Annotated in this window: 16 protein-coding genes; 2 read left to right on the forward strand and 14 right to left on the reverse strand. The window is 69.7% G+C overall.

Annotated features, from left to right (window positions below; all coding sequences use genetic code 11):
- Positions 1-2: 2 nt before the first annotated feature.
- From DES41_RS32530 to DES41_RS32590, 13 genes are all read right to left on the reverse strand, one after another.
- The gene (locus DES41_RS32530) at positions 3-1,409 is read right to left on the reverse strand and encodes a class I SAM-dependent methyltransferase (protein ID WP_114471778.1); all 1,407 of its coding nucleotides are present in this window, start codon (positions 1,407-1,409) and stop codon (positions 3-5) included.
- Between the two features lie 70 nt (positions 1,410-1,479).
- Complete coding sequence (locus DES41_RS32535) at positions 1,480-2,343, reverse strand: YecA/YgfB family protein (RefSeq protein ID WP_114471779.1); 864 nt, start codon at positions 2,341-2,343, stop codon at positions 1,480-1,482.
- 105 nt (positions 2,344-2,448) lie between these two features.
- A complete protein-coding gene (locus DES41_RS32540) occupies positions 2,449-2,919 on the reverse strand; it encodes a putative toxin-antitoxin system toxin component, PIN family (protein ID WP_245965971.1) in 471 nt (156 codons plus the stop codon).
- A 13-nt stretch (positions 2,920-2,932) separates the two neighbouring features.
- Complete coding sequence (locus tag DES41_RS32545) at positions 2,933-4,183, reverse strand: THUMP domain-containing class I SAM-dependent RNA methyltransferase (protein WP_114471781.1); 1,251 nt, start codon at positions 4,181-4,183, stop codon at positions 2,933-2,935.
- Positions 4,184-4,185: 2 nt separating this feature from the next.
- Entirely contained in the window at positions 4,186-5,769 is a 1,584-nt protein-coding gene (locus DES41_RS32550) for an RNA polymerase factor sigma-54 (RefSeq protein ID WP_114471782.1), read from the reverse strand.
- Between the two features lie 19 nt (positions 5,770-5,788).
- The gene (lptB, locus tag DES41_RS32555) at positions 5,789-6,565 is read right to left on the reverse strand and encodes an LPS export ABC transporter ATP-binding protein (protein WP_114471783.1); all 777 of its coding nucleotides are present in this window, start codon (positions 6,563-6,565) and stop codon (positions 5,789-5,791) included.
- 1 nt (position 6,566) lies between these two features.
- The gene (lptA, locus tag DES41_RS32560) at positions 6,567-7,184 is read right to left on the reverse strand and encodes a lipopolysaccharide transport periplasmic protein LptA (RefSeq protein WP_114471784.1); all 618 of its coding nucleotides are present in this window, start codon (positions 7,182-7,184) and stop codon (positions 6,567-6,569) included.
- Positions 7,185-7,287: 103 nt separating this feature from the next.
- Positions 7,288-7,935, reverse strand: coding sequence for a thiol:disulfide interchange protein DsbA/DsbL (locus DES41_RS32565; RefSeq protein ID WP_114471785.1), 648 nt, complete (start codon positions 7,933-7,935; stop codon positions 7,288-7,290).
- A 65-nt stretch (positions 7,936-8,000) separates the two neighbouring features.
- Entirely contained in the window at positions 8,001-8,717 is a 717-nt protein-coding gene (locus DES41_RS32570; RefSeq protein ID WP_114471786.1) for an SPOR domain-containing protein, read from the reverse strand.
- Between the two features lie 7 nt (positions 8,718-8,724).
- Positions 8,725-10,398 carry an arginine--tRNA ligase gene (gene argS / locus DES41_RS32575; protein ID WP_114471787.1) on the reverse strand — a complete coding sequence of 558 codons (1,674 nt, stop codon included), beginning with the start codon at positions 10,396-10,398 and terminating at the stop codon, positions 8,725-8,727.
- Positions 10,399-10,448: 50 nt separating this feature from the next.
- Entirely contained in the window at positions 10,449-11,018 is a 570-nt protein-coding gene (locus tag DES41_RS32580) for a DUF4286 family protein (RefSeq protein WP_114471788.1), read from the reverse strand.
- A complete protein-coding gene (locus DES41_RS32585) occupies positions 11,011-12,045 on the reverse strand; it encodes a zinc-dependent alcohol dehydrogenase (RefSeq protein ID WP_114471789.1) in 1,035 nt (344 codons plus the stop codon). The genes DES41_RS32580 and DES41_RS32585 overlap by 8 nt, the downstream gene beginning before the upstream one ends.
- 9 nt (positions 12,046-12,054) lie before the next feature.
- Positions 12,055-13,011 (reverse strand): Bug family tripartite tricarboxylate transporter substrate binding protein, encoded by a 957-nt coding sequence (locus tag DES41_RS32590; RefSeq protein ID WP_114471790.1) that lies wholly within the window; start codon positions 13,009-13,011, stop codon positions 12,055-12,057.
- 110 nt (positions 13,012-13,121) lie between these two features.
- On the opposite strand from DES41_RS32590, the gene DES41_RS32595 reads away from it, so the two are divergent.
- Together DES41_RS32595 and DES41_RS32600 are read left to right on the forward strand one after the other, a co-directional pair.
- Complete coding sequence (locus DES41_RS32595; RefSeq protein ID WP_170168355.1) at positions 13,122-14,036, forward strand: LysR family transcriptional regulator; 915 nt, start codon at positions 13,122-13,124, stop codon at positions 14,034-14,036.
- A gap of 96 nt (positions 14,037-14,132) precedes the next feature.
- Positions 14,133-14,555, forward strand: a complete 423-nt coding sequence (locus DES41_RS32600; RefSeq protein ID WP_114471792.1) for a PsiF family protein — start codon at positions 14,133-14,135, stop codon at positions 14,553-14,555.
- Between the two features lie 47 nt (positions 14,556-14,602).
- Here DES41_RS32600 and DES41_RS32605 read toward each other — a convergent pair whose 3' ends face one another.
- Positions 14,603-15,055 (reverse strand): DUF2214 family protein, encoded by a 453-nt coding sequence (locus tag DES41_RS32605; RefSeq protein WP_114471876.1) that lies wholly within the window; start codon positions 15,053-15,055, stop codon positions 14,603-14,605.
- Positions 15,056-15,153 lie beyond the last annotated feature (98 nt).

Here is a 15,153-nt window from a genome sequence, read left to right on the forward strand (position 1 = left end):
GCTCAATGGGCAGAGGCAGGCAACGCGGCCAGGCGCATGAAGACGTTCACACCGGTGGGGTCGGTCCACAGTTGCTCGACGCTTGAACGCTCGGGCGCCACCGCCCGCATGCCGGCCTCGTCGCGGTAGATCAAGTGCCATTCCAGCACATGCTCCATCACATTGCGGTCGGGATTGCGCTCGTGCACGTTGGTCACCAGCACTTCGCCTTGGGGACGCGTGCGAGCGACGAAGTATTCGAGCAGGCGGTTGCACACCTTGTCTGAGAGGTAGTCGAAAAGGCCTGCGCAGTAGACGAAATCGAACGGTGTCTCTGGCAACTGGCGTGCGCCGGAACTGCGTTTGAGCAGGTTGTGGACCGATTCATGGACGAACTCCACCTCGACGCGCACGCCACGTCGGGCGCACGCCTGGTCGATCATGGAACGCGTATAGGCCAGCGTTTCCTCGCTGAAATCCATGAGCGTGAAGATGAAGCGCTCGGGCGATGGATGCTGCGCAATGAGGCGCTGGATCTCGACCGCTGGTCCGCAGCCCACGTTCAGAATGCGCACCGGCCCTTCGTTGCCCGGCCGTTCGGTCAGCGACGACAAGCTGTCCACCAGGATGTCGATGCGGTTGCGGTGCGCCGTGGCAACCGGTGCGTTCAAGAAGAAGGTGTTGATGATCTGGAAGTAGGTGCTGGCGCCGTCGCGCGGGTCTTGCAGCATCTGGTTGACCATCTGGTAGTCGCCGGCATAACCCAGGGGCTTGGCAAACGTGCGGTAGACGAAGGGCGCACGCAGGATCAGCGGGTGGATGGCGGTCTGGGCGAAGCTGCGGTGGCTGGTCTGCAATGGCGCAGGCACCGCGCTTGCCACCTCTTCGAGCCGGTCGAAGTAGTCGCGGGTGCGCAGCATCAGCGGCTCGGCGATCTCGAAGAACACGTCCTTGCGCAGCTTGCCCTCGGCGTCCTTGGGCAGCGTGGCGGACATGTCGGCCTGGTCGACCCAGCGCGACACGTCGGACAGGTAGGCGCGCAACTCGCTCACGGCAACCTGGTAGGACTCGCCGATGTGGAAGCGCTGGTTCCACTCGTCGACGAAGGCCCGGGCCTGCTGCGAGAACGAGGCCGGGTCGTGGCCCAGCACGGCCAGCTCGTCCCACTCGTCGATCAGCGTGACCGAGACCACCGCCATCAGCCCGGTGTTGAGCAGGCTCACCACCACGGCCTTGCCGCGGTAGACCGGTCGCTCGCCCGCGCGCACGGTCAGCTCGCTGAGCACCTCGCTGACCTGGACGATGGAATAGGGGTTGTAGATCTCCATCACCAGCGAACGCCGCTGGTGGTTGGTCAGCACCCCGCGGACGACCTCCCCCTGGCTGTTGCGGAAGGTGATGACGGCATCGATGGCACGGGGAGACAGCACGGTGCAGACCTCGGCAGGCGAAGAAACGGAATGGCGGGCGCTTCAGTGCGCTGGCAGCTGGCGCGGGCGCTCAGTCGGCAGCGCCATGGCACTTCTTGAACTTCTTGCCGCTGCCGCAGGGGCAGGCATCGTTGCGGCCTGGCTGGGGCTGGTCGTGGCGCACCTGGCTCACGCGGGGGCCCAACGCCAGGCCGGCGGCGCGCAGGTCGTAGACCGCCCAGACGGCTTCGCCGAAGGACTCCAGGCGGTCGGCCGACATGCTGGGCGGGCCGTCCTCGCCATCGTCGCCGACATAGGCCGACACCTCCAGCGGGCCTTCGTCGTCCTCGCACAGCGCGGCCACGTTGCCCAGGGCATCGTCGATGGTGCGGGCAATGTCTTTCTCGCGGCTGGGCGCCAGCCAGTCGTCCGGCCAGCTTTCCACCACGAGCATGAAGCCCAGCGCCCACAGCTGGGCGAAGGACGGCAGCTGCGTCAGTGCCTCGGCCAGCGCAGTTTCGTCGGCGTCCGGCAGGGCCAGGGCCTCGGCACGCGCCTTGGGCTCCAGCTGCGCCATGGCGCTGCGCACGTCCAGCACCTGCGGGCAGTACGCGCGTTCGTCGTCCAGGCGCTCGACATCGGCGTCCAGCGCAATGGCGATCTCCTGCCAGCGCCGCGCCCACAGGGACTCGAACTGCCGGCGCAGGGCAGCATCGGGAAACAGCTCCTCCAGCGGCTTGTCCGATTCGAACAGCACCGGCCAGTAGGCGGCCGGCGCCACGGGGCTGCGGCAGCACACCAGCGCGGCCATGAAGCCCTCGCACAGCTCCCACTGCGGAGCCTCGACGCCCTGCTCACGCAGGGTGTCGAGCCAGTCGTCGAGCAGGTCGAAGTCCTCGGGCTGGAGTGCGGTTGCAGGATGAGGAACGGCGGGGGCGGAGGCGGGTAGGGTCATCTTGGTCCAGGCCGCACCGCCCCGGCAACGGCGGCCTGGCAGTGGGCGAAATCAAAATCGGCGGGGCTCATGGCCCTGGCAGTGGCGAATGCGCGTTGCGCATGCTTACATATCGGGGAAGTGTGCCAGCTTCGCGCCGTCCTCGGCACCGTGCGAGGCTGCACCTGCATGACGCTTGGTAAGCAACTGTTGCAGAACGTCGACGCCCAGGCTGGCGAGCCGGGCGCGCGTGGCGAGCACTGCCCGGTCCTTGCTCAGCAACAGGGCACGGTGGGCGACGGCGAGATCGATGAAGGGCTGGTCGTCCGGATCGCTGCAACGTACGGCCACAGAGGGCGCTGCCTCTACGGTGCGGCTCGCCGCATCGAAGGCCGCGAGTGCGGTTTCGGCGGAGCGGCCATGGGCCTGGCGCCAGGCCAGCAGGTGGGGATAGTCGAGCACGCGTGCGAACTCCTCGCGCATGCCGGGCAGCACCAGCCAGTGCAGCCGGCCCTGCGCCAGCGCCTCCTGCAGCGCGCGGGTGCGGGGGTCCTGGAACAGCAGCAGGTCCAGCGCGACGTTGGTGTCCAGCACCACGGCGCGGCCGGCTTCAGCTGGCCTCATGGCCCTCGGCGGGCGGCGGGACGGGTGCGGCGGGCGTGCCGCGCGCCGAGCCGGCGACCAGCTCGAAGCGGAACAGCCGGCATTCGATGGGGCCGTTCCACATCGGCACGCGGCGCGATTCCTTCAGGCGCATGCGGCTGGGCAGTTTGGCGTCGGGCGTGAGCACCCAGGCCGTCCAGCCGGCGTAGTTGCGCTTCCAGTGGGTGGCCAGCTGCGGGAAGAAATCGCCGCCGTCGTCGGTCTGCGCGGTTTCGCGGCCGCCACGCTGCGGCTGTCCGAGCCGGTTGCCAGCGACGCCGGCCACGGCGATGCGCTCGCCATAGGGCGGGTTCAGCAACATGGTGCCGGCCTCGGCCGGCGGCATGCGCTGCAGTGCGTCGCCGCCGCGCAGCTGCACGGCCGCGGCGACGCCGGCGCGCTCGGCGTTGCGCTGCGCGAAATCGACCATGCGGTGGGCCACGTCGCTGCCGAACACGGTGGCCGTCGGGGCATGCTGGGCGGCCTGGGCTTCCTCGCGCAGCGCGGCCCAGACATGCGCCTGGAACGGCGCCAGCCGCTCGAAGCCGAAGCGCCGGTTCAGGCCCGGGGCGATGCCGCAGGCGATCTGCGCGGCCTCGATGGCGATGGTGCCGCTGCCGCAGCAGGGGTCGTACAGCGGGGTCTGGGCGTCCCAGCCGCTGGCCGCGAGCATGGCGGCGGCCAGGGTCTCCTTGAGCGGCGCGTCGCCCTTGTCCTCGCGCCAGCCGCGCTTGAACAGCGGCTCGCCGGAGCTGTCGATGTACAGCTGCAGCCGGTCGGTGGTGAGGTGGGCGTAGATGCGCACCTGCGGAAAGCGCGTGTCCACGTCGGGCCGGCTGCCGGTCTTGTCTCGGAAGCGGTCGGCGATGGCGTCCTTGATGCGCAGCGCCGCGAAGTTCAGGCTCTGCAGCGGGCTGTGCTGGGCGGTGAGTTCGATCTTGAAGCTGTGGCGCGGCGTGAACCAGGCTTCCCAGGCGACGTTGGAGGCGATCGCATAGAGGTCCTGCTCCTGGCGGTAGTCGCCATGGGCCAACTCGATCAGCACGCGCTGGCACAGCCGGCTGTGCAGGTTCAGCCGCATGGCGTCGCGCCAGGAGGCGGTCAGCCGAACGCCGGCACGGCGGGCCTGGACCGGAGCGCCGGCGATGCGCGCGGCCTCGTCGGCCAGCATGGCTTCGACACCCGCCGCACAGGGCAGGAACAAGCGCAGGTTTTGCATGGCTACAGCGCTTTGCGCAGGTTTGTTGGTGCGATGCGCAGGGCTTCGCGGTACTTGGCGACGGTGCGGCGCGCGCACTCGATGCCCTGCTCCTTGAGCATGTCAGAAAGCTGGCTGTCCGACAGCGGCTTCTTCGTGTCCTCGGCCGTGACGAACTGCTTGATCAGCGCACGCACGGCGGTGCTCGAGGCGTTGCCACCGGTCTCCGTGCCCAGCGAGGAGCCGAAGAAGTACTTGAGCTCGAACGTGCCGAACGGCGTGGACATGTACTTGGCCGTGGTCACGCGGCTGATGGTGGACTCGTGCAGCCCCAGCTCATCGGCGATCTCGCGCAGCACCAGCGGGCGCATCGCCAGCGCGCCGTGGGTGAAGAAGTTCTTCTGCCGCTCGACGATGGCGTTGGACACCCGCAGGATGGTGTCGAAGCGCTGCTGGATGTTCTTGATGAACCAGCGCGCCTCCTGCAGGCGCTGCTGCAGCGCCGCGGTGTCGGAGGCCTCGCGGCCGCCGCCACGGTGCTGCTTGAGTGCATTGGCGTAGATGTCGTGCACGCGCAGGCGCGGCATCACGTCGGCGTTGAGCTGGGCACGGAAGCGCACGTTGGCGCCGCGGCCGCTCTTGACGACGATGACATCGGGCACGATGACGTTGCGTTCCACGTCGACGAACTTGCGGCCGGGCTTGGGCTCGAGCCGCGTGATCAGCGTCAGCGCGGCCTTGATGCCCGCCTCGTTGTCGCCGCACAGGTTGGCCAGGCGGCGCAAATCGCGCCGCGCCAGCAGGTCCATGGACTGGCGGCACATGCGCAGCGCGGTGCGCCGCAGCGGTGCGGGCACCGCGTCCTCCGACAGGGCGCGGATCTGCAGCGCCAGGCATTCGCCCAGGTTGCGGGCGCCCACGCCGGGCGGCTCCAGGCTCTGCAGCAGGCGCAGGGCCACGGTGAAGCGGTGCACGAGCTCCTCTTGCGCCTCGGGGTCGTCGCCCGCGAAACCGGCGGCCAGCTCTTCCAGGCTGTCTTCGAGGTAGCCGTCCTCGTTGAGCGATTCGATCAGGAAGCGCAGCGCGGCGGTGTCTTCCTCAGACAGGCGCAGCGACAGCGCCTGGCGGTGCAGGAAGCTGGTGAGCGACTCCTGGCTGCGCGCCAGTTCGGTGGCATCGGCCTCGCCGTCCTCGCCCTGCGTGGCGCCGTTGCGCGGCAGCGCGTCGCCGCCCCACTCGCCGTCGTCGGGCGCCACGTCGTGCGTGCCGTCGCCGCCCCAGTCGTGTTCGTCGGCCTGGCCGGTCAGCGGCGATTCGGATTCGTTGCGGTTCTCGGCCGGTGCTTCGGTGGCGTAGTCCAGGCCGCTGGACAGTGCCGCCTCGGTGTCGCGGTCCTCCTCGCGCACCGGCGTGTCGGCCTGCGCCAGGCCGAAGTCCTCGCCCGGCGCCTCGTCCATGGACTGCTCCAGGAACGGGTTCTCGTCGAGCATCTGCTCCACCTCCTGCGACAGCTCGAGCGTGGACAGCTGCAGCAGCCGGATCGACTGCTGCAGCTGGGGGGTCAGTGCCAGGTGCTGGGAGACGCGGAGCGAGAGGCCTTGCTTCATCGGGGAGCGGGGACCTTCCTCACATGCGGAAGTGCTCGCCGAGGTACACCCGGCGCACTTCTGCGTTGTCGACGATCTCCGCGGGCGTGCCCTTGGCCAGCACGCGGCCCTCGCTGATGATGTAGGCGTGGTCGCAAATCCCCAGCGTCTCGCGCACGTTGTGGTCGGTGATCAGCACGCCGATGCCACGGCCCTTGAGGAAGCTCACGATGCGCTGGATCTCGATCACGGCGATCGGGTCGATGCCCGCGAAGGGCTCGTCCAGCAGGATGAAGCGCGGCTGCGTGGCCAGCGCACGTGCGATCTCCACGCGGCGACGCTCGCCGCCGGACAGCGCCAGCGCCGAAGAATCGCGCAGGTGGTCCACGCGCAAGTCCTGCAGCAGGCCGCTCAGGCGTTCCTCGATCACCTTGCGGCCCAGCGTCTTGCCCTCGGGCGTGCGCTGCAATTCCAGCACGGCGCGCACGTTCTCCTCGACCGTGAGCTTGCGGAAGATGGAGGCTTCCTGCGGCAGGTAGGACAGGCCCAGGCTCGAACGCCGGTGGATCGGCATGTGCTCGACCGACTGGCCGTCGATGGAGATGTGGCCGCCATCGGCCCGCACCAGGCCCACGATCATGTAGAACGAGGTGGTCTTGCCCGCGCCATTGGGGCCCAGCAGGCCCACGACCTCACCCTTGTTGACGGTCAGCGAGACGTCGTGCACCACCTTGCGGCTGCCGTACGACTTCTCCAGCTGGCGCGCCACCAGGCGGCTGCCGCCCGCTTCGCCGAAGGCACTGTCCGCGGCCCCCACCTCAGTTCTTCTCCGTGCCGAGCCGGGTGCTGGGCTTGAGCGGTGCGCTCGGCTGTGCTGCTGCGGGCGGCTTGGCCGCGCTGGCCGCAGGCGCCGGCGACAGCATGGCGCGCACGCGGGCGTCGGGGTTGGTGCTGCCGGGCTTGGCCGCATCGACCGTGAAGACCTCGGTCACGTTGTTGTAGACGATGACGTTGCCCGTCACCTCGTCGTTCATGGTGCTGCCGACGAAGCGGCGCATCACGGCGCGGCGGGTGAAGATGACCTTGTCGGCCTTGCCGTCGTAGTCGATCACTTCGCCCTGGCCCTCGACGTACTCGTCCACGCCTTCGCGTTTCTCGCGGTAGTAGGCCAGCTCGCCCGGCGCCGCAGTGATGGTGGCGAACTGGTAGCCCTGGGCGTCCTTGCGCACCTCCACGCGCGCACCGCGCGTCAGGATCGTGCCCTTGGTCACGACCACGCGGCCCGTGAACACGTTGACCTGCTTGAGGTCGTCATAGCGCATGGCATCGGCCTCGATGTTCATGGGCTTGTCGCGGTCGGCACGTTCGGCCAGCGCCAGTCCGGAAGACAGGACAAGGGCCAGGCTGACGAAGAAGGAGGCGGTGGTGGGTTTCATGAAAGGCACGAATCTTGCTCGGCCATTGTAGCGGGCGTGAGCGAATGCAAAAACGACATGGCCCGCATCAGCGGGCCATTGTGCAGTGCAATATGGATGCAGTCTACGACTTGGCCTTGCCGCGCTGCTCGACGATCAGCTGGTCCGTGACGGTCAGGGCGCGGTTCATGTTCTGCGCCAGCGTCCCGTCGGTGTAGTAGCGGCCATTGATGCCGATGGCCGGCACGCCGGCCAGCTTGTAGGCGTCCTGCAGCTGCGTGGCCTTGCGCACCTTGGTGGCCACGTTGAACGAGTTGTAGATCTCGGTGAACTTGGCCTTGTCCAGGCCCTGGGTGGCGGCCCAGGCGATCACCGTGTCGTCGGTGTTCAGGCGCTGCTTGTCCACGTGGATGGCGTAGAAGGCCTTGCGGTGCAGCTCGTCGACCTTGCCCAGCGCTTCCAGCGCGTAGTAGAGCTTTTGCAGCGGCACGAAGTCGTTGCGGAAGGCCACGGGCGCGCGGCGGAAGGCCACGTCCTTGGGCAGCTGCTTGACCCAGGACTCCAGCGCCGGCTCGAAGGCGTTGCAGTGCGGGCAGGCGTACCAGAAGAACTCGACCACCTCGATCTTGCCGGGTGGCGCTTCGGTACCGGCCGGCTTGTCCAGCACCAGGTAATCGGTACCGGCCTTGGCTTGGGCCCAGGCGGCAGGTGCCTGGGACAGGCCCAGCGCGGACACGGCCAGGCCGGCTTTCGAGAACTCACGACGTTTCATTGGTTTCACTCCTAGGGGCGGTGTGACCGGCATCGGTCGCAAAAAGTTTCAGCCCGGACCGGGCTTCAGCGCTGCACGCGCACCAGGGCCGAATCGGCGCCCGTGCCGTCCAGGCGCGCCTTGGTGCGCTCGGCATCCTCGCGCGAGCGGTAGGGGCCCATGCGCACGCGGTAGACGGTGCGGCCGGCCTGCTCGCGCTCGGTCACGCGGGCTTCCAGGCCCATCATGGCCAGGCGGGCGCGCTGGGCTTCGGCGTCGTCGGCGGTGCGGAAGGCGCCGGCCTGCACGAAGTAGTCGAACGGGTCGGCGGTGGCCGCCGGCGCCGCGGCGGGTGCGGGCGTGGCGCCCGCGCGGGAGCGCGCCAGGTCGCCGAGCGGGTCGGCCGACGGGGCGGCGGGGCGTGCCGTGGCCGGGGCGCTGTCCACCCGCGGCGCGGTGGCCGGGGCTGCCGTGGCCACCGCGGGCGGCGTCACCGGTGCGGCTGCCGGCACGGACGAGGGCGCCGCCGGGCGTCCCGGGTTGCGGCCGTGCAGCGGCGCGTTCGGGTCCCAGTTCTGGTTCTTCCGGGTCTCGGCGTCGTCGTCGACCGGCCGGCCAGACGGGGTCTTGCCGCTCATGAAGGGCACGGGCACCTTGGTGACGTAGACCGCCATGGCCAGCGCTGCCACCAGCCCCACGACCACGCCCGCGATGAAGCCGATGATGGTGCCGCCGGTTTGTCCCCGTCCCGCCTTGGCGCCGGACTTGGCCGCCGGCCGTTTGCGTTGCTGTGCTTGCGTCATCGGGGTTTCACATCTTCTCGGGCGCGCTCACGCCCAGTTGCGCCAGGCCGTTGCGCAGCACCTGGGCGGTGGCCGCGACCAGCGCCACGCGCGCGGTGCGCACGGCCGGCTCGTCGACCAGGATGCGCTCTGCGTCGTAGTAGCTGTGGTAGCTGGAGGCCAGCTCGCGCAGGTAGAAGCTCACGTCGTGCGGCGCGAACTCGGCGGCCGCGCTGGTCAGCATGTCGGGGTACCTGGCCAGCAGCTGCATCAGCGCATCGGCCTGCGGGCTCTGCAGCGCCGACAGGTCGGTGCCGGCCAGGCTGGCGCGGTCGCCGCCCCAGGCGGCCAGCACGGAGCAGATGCGCGCATGGGCGTACTGCACGTAGTAGACCGGGTTGTCGTTGCTCTGGGCGATGGCCAGGTCGACGTCGAACACGTACTCGGTGTCGGGCTTGCGGGAGAGCAGGAAGAAGCGCACGGCGTCCTTGCTGGTCCACTCGATCAGGTCGCGCAGCGTCACGTAGCTGCCGGCCCGCTTGGAGATCTTGACCTCCTGGCCGCCGCGCATGACGCGCACCATGGTGTGCAGCACGTAGTCAGGGTAGCCCTCGGGAATGCCCACGCCCACCGCCTGCAGCCCGGCGCGCACGCGCGCGATGGTGCCGTGGTGGTCGGTGCCCTGGATGTTGACGACCTTGGTGAAACCGCGCTCCCACTTGGCGATGTGGTAGGCCACATCGGGCACGAAGTAGGTGTAGCCGCCTTCGGACTTGCGCATCACGCGGTCCTTGTCGTCGCCGTAGTCGGTCGACCTGAGCCACAGCGCGCCGTCCTTCTCGTAGGTCTTGCCCGAGGCCTGCATGCGGGCCACCGCGTCGTCGACGCGGCCCGAGGTGTACAGGCTGGACTCGAGGTAGAAGTTGTCGAAGCGCACCTGGAAGGCCTTCAGGTCCAGGTCCTGCTCGCGGCGCAGGTAGGCCACGGCGAATTCGCGCACCGAATCCAGGTCGTCCACATCGCCGCTGGCCGTGACTTCGCGGTCGTCCGCCTTGACGGTCTTCTTCGCCAGGAAGTCGGTGGCGATGTCGCCGATGTAGTCGCCGTTGTAGGCGGCTTCGGGCCAGCCGGCATCGCCCGGCTTGACGCCCTTGGCGCGCAACTGCGTGGAGTTGGTCAGCGTGGCGATCTGCACGCCGGCGTCGTTGTAATAGAACTCGCGCCACACGTCCCAGCCCTGCGACTGGTAGAGGTTGCAGATCGCGTCGCCCAGGGCCGCCTGGCGGCCATGGCCCACGTGCAGCGGGCCGGTCGGGTTGGCCGAGACGAATTCGACCAGCACCTTGCGGCCGTTGGCCGGCTGCGTGCCGAACCGCTCGCCCTGGGCCAGCACCTCGCGCACCACCTGCTGCTTGGCCTCGGGCTTGAGCTTCAGGTTCAGGAAGCCGGGGCCGGCGATGTCGATGGCCGCGACCCATTGCGCCACGGCCGGCTGCGCCAGCAGTGCCGTGCGCAGCTGCTCACCGAGCTGGCGCGGGTTGAGCTTGAGCGGCTTGGCCAGCTGCATGGCCGCGGTGCAGGCCAGGTCGCCGCGGGCGGCGACCTTGGGGGTCTCGAAGGCGGCGCGCGCCCCGGCGCCGGGCGAAACCTCTTCCAGCGCGGCGCCCAGCGCGACCAGCAATTCTTGTTTGACGGAAAACATCCGCGGGATTCTAGGTGGCGCCATCGCGCCGCCCGGTTACACGGCCGGGCTCAGGCTGCGCCCACCGGCAGCGCGGCGTAGACCATGGTGCCCGGCCGGTGGCCGGCCGGCTGCTGCCGCTGCCCGCGGGCCACCAGCCAGCGGCCATCCACCGCCAGCGCCTGGCTGTGCTGCAGCCAGGGCAGCGGGGCGGCGCCCTGCAGGCGCTCGGCCAGTAGGTCGTCGGGGCGGTCGGCCTGCTGGCGGGCGGCTTCGGCGGCGTCGAAGGTGTGCAGCTGCAGCCAGGCGCCCTCGGGGCCGGCGTGCGGCGCGGCCAGCGTGCAGACCCAGCGCGAGATGTCGCACAGGTGTGGACGCATGCGCGCGCTCCAGGGCGTGGGCTCGCGCAGCAGGCGCTGGTAGGCCTCTTCCTCGAGCACCCGGGCGTCCCGCAAGCCGTACAGCGTGAGGTAGCGCGGGCCCGGCTGTGGCCACAGGGCCGCGTAGCGCCGCGCCCATTGCATGCCGGGCACCGTGAGGCGCTCGGGCACATGCTCCTCGGCATGCCAGCGGTCGTATTCGGACGCGTGCGCGGGGTCCACGCCGTTCCACAGCGCGAGCAGCGCGGTGGCCTCAGGCATCGCCGGGCTCCGGGCACAGCAGCACCTTGCTGGCCAGCTTGCCATGGGCGAGCGCAAAGCCCTCGTGCGCCCGGGCCAGCGGCAGCACATGGCTGACCATGGGGCGCAGCACCGCATCCATTTCGCCCATCAGCGCGAGCGCCAGCGGCCAATCGGATTCGGGCGGGCGGAACGAGCCGCGCAGTTGCTGCTGGTTGCGCACCAGCGGCGTGAGGTCCAGCGCCAGCGGCCGGGCGTGGATGCCGGTGACCACCACCGTGCCGTTGCGGCGCAGCAGGGCCAGCGCCTCGGCGATGGTCTCGGGCACACCGGTGGCCTCGAAGACGAGGTCGAAGGGCGCACCGCCGGTGTACGGCCGCGTGCCGTCGGCCAGCGATTGCGCCTTCACATCCACCAGCGCCTTGAAACCCATGGCGCGCAGCGCGTCGAAGCGGGCCGCGTCGTCGTGGCCGCTGACCACCACCTGGCTGGCACCGGCGCGCCGCGCCAGCGCCGCGATGCCCTGGCCGATGGTGCCCGGGCCCATGACCAGCACGCGCAGCCCCGCCACGTCGCCCGCGATGCGCAGCGCCTGCATGGAGATCGTCAGCGGCTCGGTCAGTGCGGCCATGTCGTCGCTCAAGCTGTCCGGCACGGGCACGCAGTTGCGCTGCGGCACGCGCACCCAGGGCGCAAAAGCGCCGTCGCGCGTCATGCCGATGCCGCGGCGGCGCTCGCAGGCATCGTGCCGGCCGTCGGTGCAGGCGGCGCAGCGGCCGCAGGTGACCGAGGGCCGCACCACCACGCGGCGACCGGCCAACGGGCCGTTCTGCGCCACGCCCACGAACTCATGGCCGATGGTGACGGGGATGCTGGGCGCGATGAAGGCGTAGCTCGGCGTCCAGTCGTCCACATGCAGGTCGCTGCCGCAGATGCCGGTGGCGCGCACGCGCACCAGCACCTCGTCGGATTCCGCATCTACGACGGGCACCGGCACGTCGACCAGTTCGAGTCCCGCCGCGGCGCGGGTTTTTTGAAAGGCTCGCATGTCAGGCTTTCAATCGACGGTGATGCCGACCTTCTGGATGATCGCGCCCCACTTCCCGCCCTCGGCCGCGATGAAGCTCCTGAAGCTGTCGGCGGTGCCGCCGCCGATGACGAGGCCCTGCTTGGCGAAGGCCTCGCGCACGCCGGCGTCCTGCATCACGGCGTTGACGTCGGCGTTGATGCGGGTAACGAGTTCGGGCGGCGTGCCGGCCGCCGTGAACAGGCCGTTCCAGGCCAGCGCCTCGAAGCCGGGGTAGCCCTGCTCGGCCACGGTCGGCACATCGGCCATGCCCTCCATGCGCTTCAGGCTGGTGGCGGCCAGCAGGCGGATGCGGCCGCTCTGCATCAGCGGCAGCAGGGCCGGCGCCACCGTGAACAAGCCATGCGTCTCGCCCGAGGCCAGCGACAGGCCGGCCGGCGGCGAGCCCGCGAACGGAACGTGCGTGGCCTCGAAGCCGGCCGTGCTGCGGAACAGCTCCATCGTCAGGTGCGAGGAGCTGCCGGCGCCGACCGAGGCGTAGCTGACCTTGCCGTTCTGCTGTTTGGCCCAGGCCACGTATTCGGGCAGGGTCTTGGCGGGGTTGCCCGCCGGCACGGCCAGCACATTGGGCTGCGAGGACGTCAGCACGATGGGCAGCAGGTCGCGCGCCGGGTCGTAGCTCATCTTCTTGTACATGTACGGGCCGAATGCGATCGGCCCGTTGAAGCCGATGCCCAGCGTGTAGCCATCGGCTGGCGCCTTGGCGACCAGCGCCATGCCCAGCATGCCGCCCGCACCGGCCTTGTTGTCCACCACCACGGGCTGCTTCCAGCGCTCGCGCAGCTTGTCGCCGAGCGTGCGCGCGATGAAGTCCAGCGAACTGCCGGCCGGCGCCGGCACGACCAGCTTGACGGGCTTGGCGGGCCAGTCCTGCGCCGTGGCGGCCAGGGCCAGGCCGCCGAACACGGGGGCGAACAGTCTCTTCATGGGCTTGTCTCCGAAGCAGGGGGTTGCGGGCCGGATTCTCGGCAGGCCTGTGCAATATTCCAAACACCGTTCGGGTATGGTTCCCATACTCACAAGGTATGGGTGAAACCATGGAACTGCGGCACCTGCGCTACTTCATCGCCGTGGCCGAGACCGGCAGCCTGAGCCGGGCGGCCGAGAAGCTGTTCATCGCGCAGCCGCCGCTGTCGGTGCAGATCCGCCAACTCGAGAACGAGATGGGAACGCCGCTGTTCGCGCGCCACCCCAAGGGCGTGCGGCTGACGGCCGCGGGCGAGGCACTGGTGCCCGAAGCCCGCGCGCTGCTCGACCGCGCCGGCCACCTCAAGGAGCGGCTGCAGGGCGACGGCAGCAGCGGCGTGCTGGCGCTGGGCTACGTGCCCTCTGCCAGCAGCACCGTGCTGCCCGGGCTGGTGCGCCAGCTGCGCGCGGCCCACCCGACGCTGCGCATCGAGCTGCGCGAGATGATCAGCAGCGAACAGGCCGAGGCCCTGGTCGCCGGCCACCTGGACGCCGGCATCGCGCGCAGCCCGGCGCGGCATCCCCGGGTGGTCGCGCCGGCGCAGATGGACGATCCGTTCTGCCTGGCCTCACCGGCCACCGCGCTGCCTGCGCCGCCTGGGCCGCGCGATGCGATCGACCTGCGCCTGCTGTCCGAGCAGGACTTCGTCGCCTTCACACGGCACCGCGGCCCGGCGTATTTCGACCAGTCCATCCATCTGTGCGCGCGGGCCGGCTTCAGCCCGCGCATCCGCTACGAAGCCAGCACCGTGCACGGCGTGCTCGATCTCGTCGCCGCCGGCCTGGGCCATGCGTTGGTGCCGCAATCGGCCCTGCTGCTGGGGCGCACCGGCATCGCGCTGCGGCGCATCCGCAGCCCGGCACAGGACCAGGTGCTGGCGCTGCTGCGGCGCAAGGGCGATGCCCGCGCCGTGCTGCAGTGGCTGGACCAGGCAGTGCAGGCGATCTTTGCGCAGATGGCGCAACGCATCGTCACAGAACTCTGAGAGAAACGGGTCATCCGCGGGCGGCCTGCGGCGTTAGAGTGGGGCCGGCAGCCGTTGCCGGACCCGCCTCTCTTCAACGCATTCGAAGGACATTCCATGTTGAAAACCGCCTCCCTGATCCTGGCCGCGGCGTTCGCCCTGTCGCTGGGCAGCGCCCATGCCGCCGATGACGCCAAGCCCGGCTCCAAGCTGGGGGCGTGCAGCAAGGAGGCTGCCGCCAAGGGGCTCAAGGGCGATGAGCGCAACAAGTACCTGTCGGACTGCAACAAGGGTATGGCGGCCGCGCCGGCCGCCGAAGCCAAGAGCGGCTCCAAGCTGGGCGCTTGCAGCAAGGAAGCAGCCGCCAAGGGGCTCAAGGGCGACGAACGCAACAAGTACCTGTCCGATTGCAACAAGGGTGTGGCGGCCGTGGCCGACAAGCCGGGTTCCAAGCTCGGTGCCTGCAGCAAGGAAGCCGCGGCCAAGGGCCTCAAGGGCGATGAACGCAACAAGTACCTGTCGGACTGCAACAAGGCCTGATCCCCTCCGCCTTGCCACGACGGCCCCTCACGGGGCCGTTGTCACGTTCACTTGCCGAATCCGCGCGCGAAGAACACCGCCAGCAGCGCCACCAGCGGGATCAGGTGCGCCTGCACCATCACCGTCTTGCGCGTGCGCCGCACCTCCTCGTCGGCCGGCAAGGCACCCGTGGCGCGCAGTTGCCGGCGCCAGCGCAGGTAGGTCAGCGTGGGCTTGATCGACATCAGCCCGATCACCACGAACAGCGTGACCTTGCCGTGCAGCAGCGGATTGGACCAGTACCAGCCCATGCCCTTGACGCCCCAGACCGTGCGCGCCAGGCCCGTCAGCAACACGGCCACCGAGGCGATGCCGTACACCATGTCCACGCGCGCGAGCCGCTCGACCACGCGGGCGTTCATCCATTCCACGCGGCACAGCGCGGCCTCGCTGGCCAGAAACACCACCATCGTGAAGATGGCGACCCAGTGCACATAGGCGAGAACGGTTTCGAGAATCATCGACACGACCCGATTTGTTGTACGACGGCGACGACATTTTGCCGCCGCGCGGCAGGCCATGCGCCGGAAGGTGCCGCGTCCGAAGAACACGGGCTGTT

The sequence above is a fragment of the Pseudorhodoferax soli genome, assembly GCF_003337555.1.
In the GTDB taxonomy this organism is placed as follows: domain Bacteria; phylum Pseudomonadota; class Gammaproteobacteria; order Burkholderiales; family Burkholderiaceae_C; genus Pseudorhodoferax; species Pseudorhodoferax soli.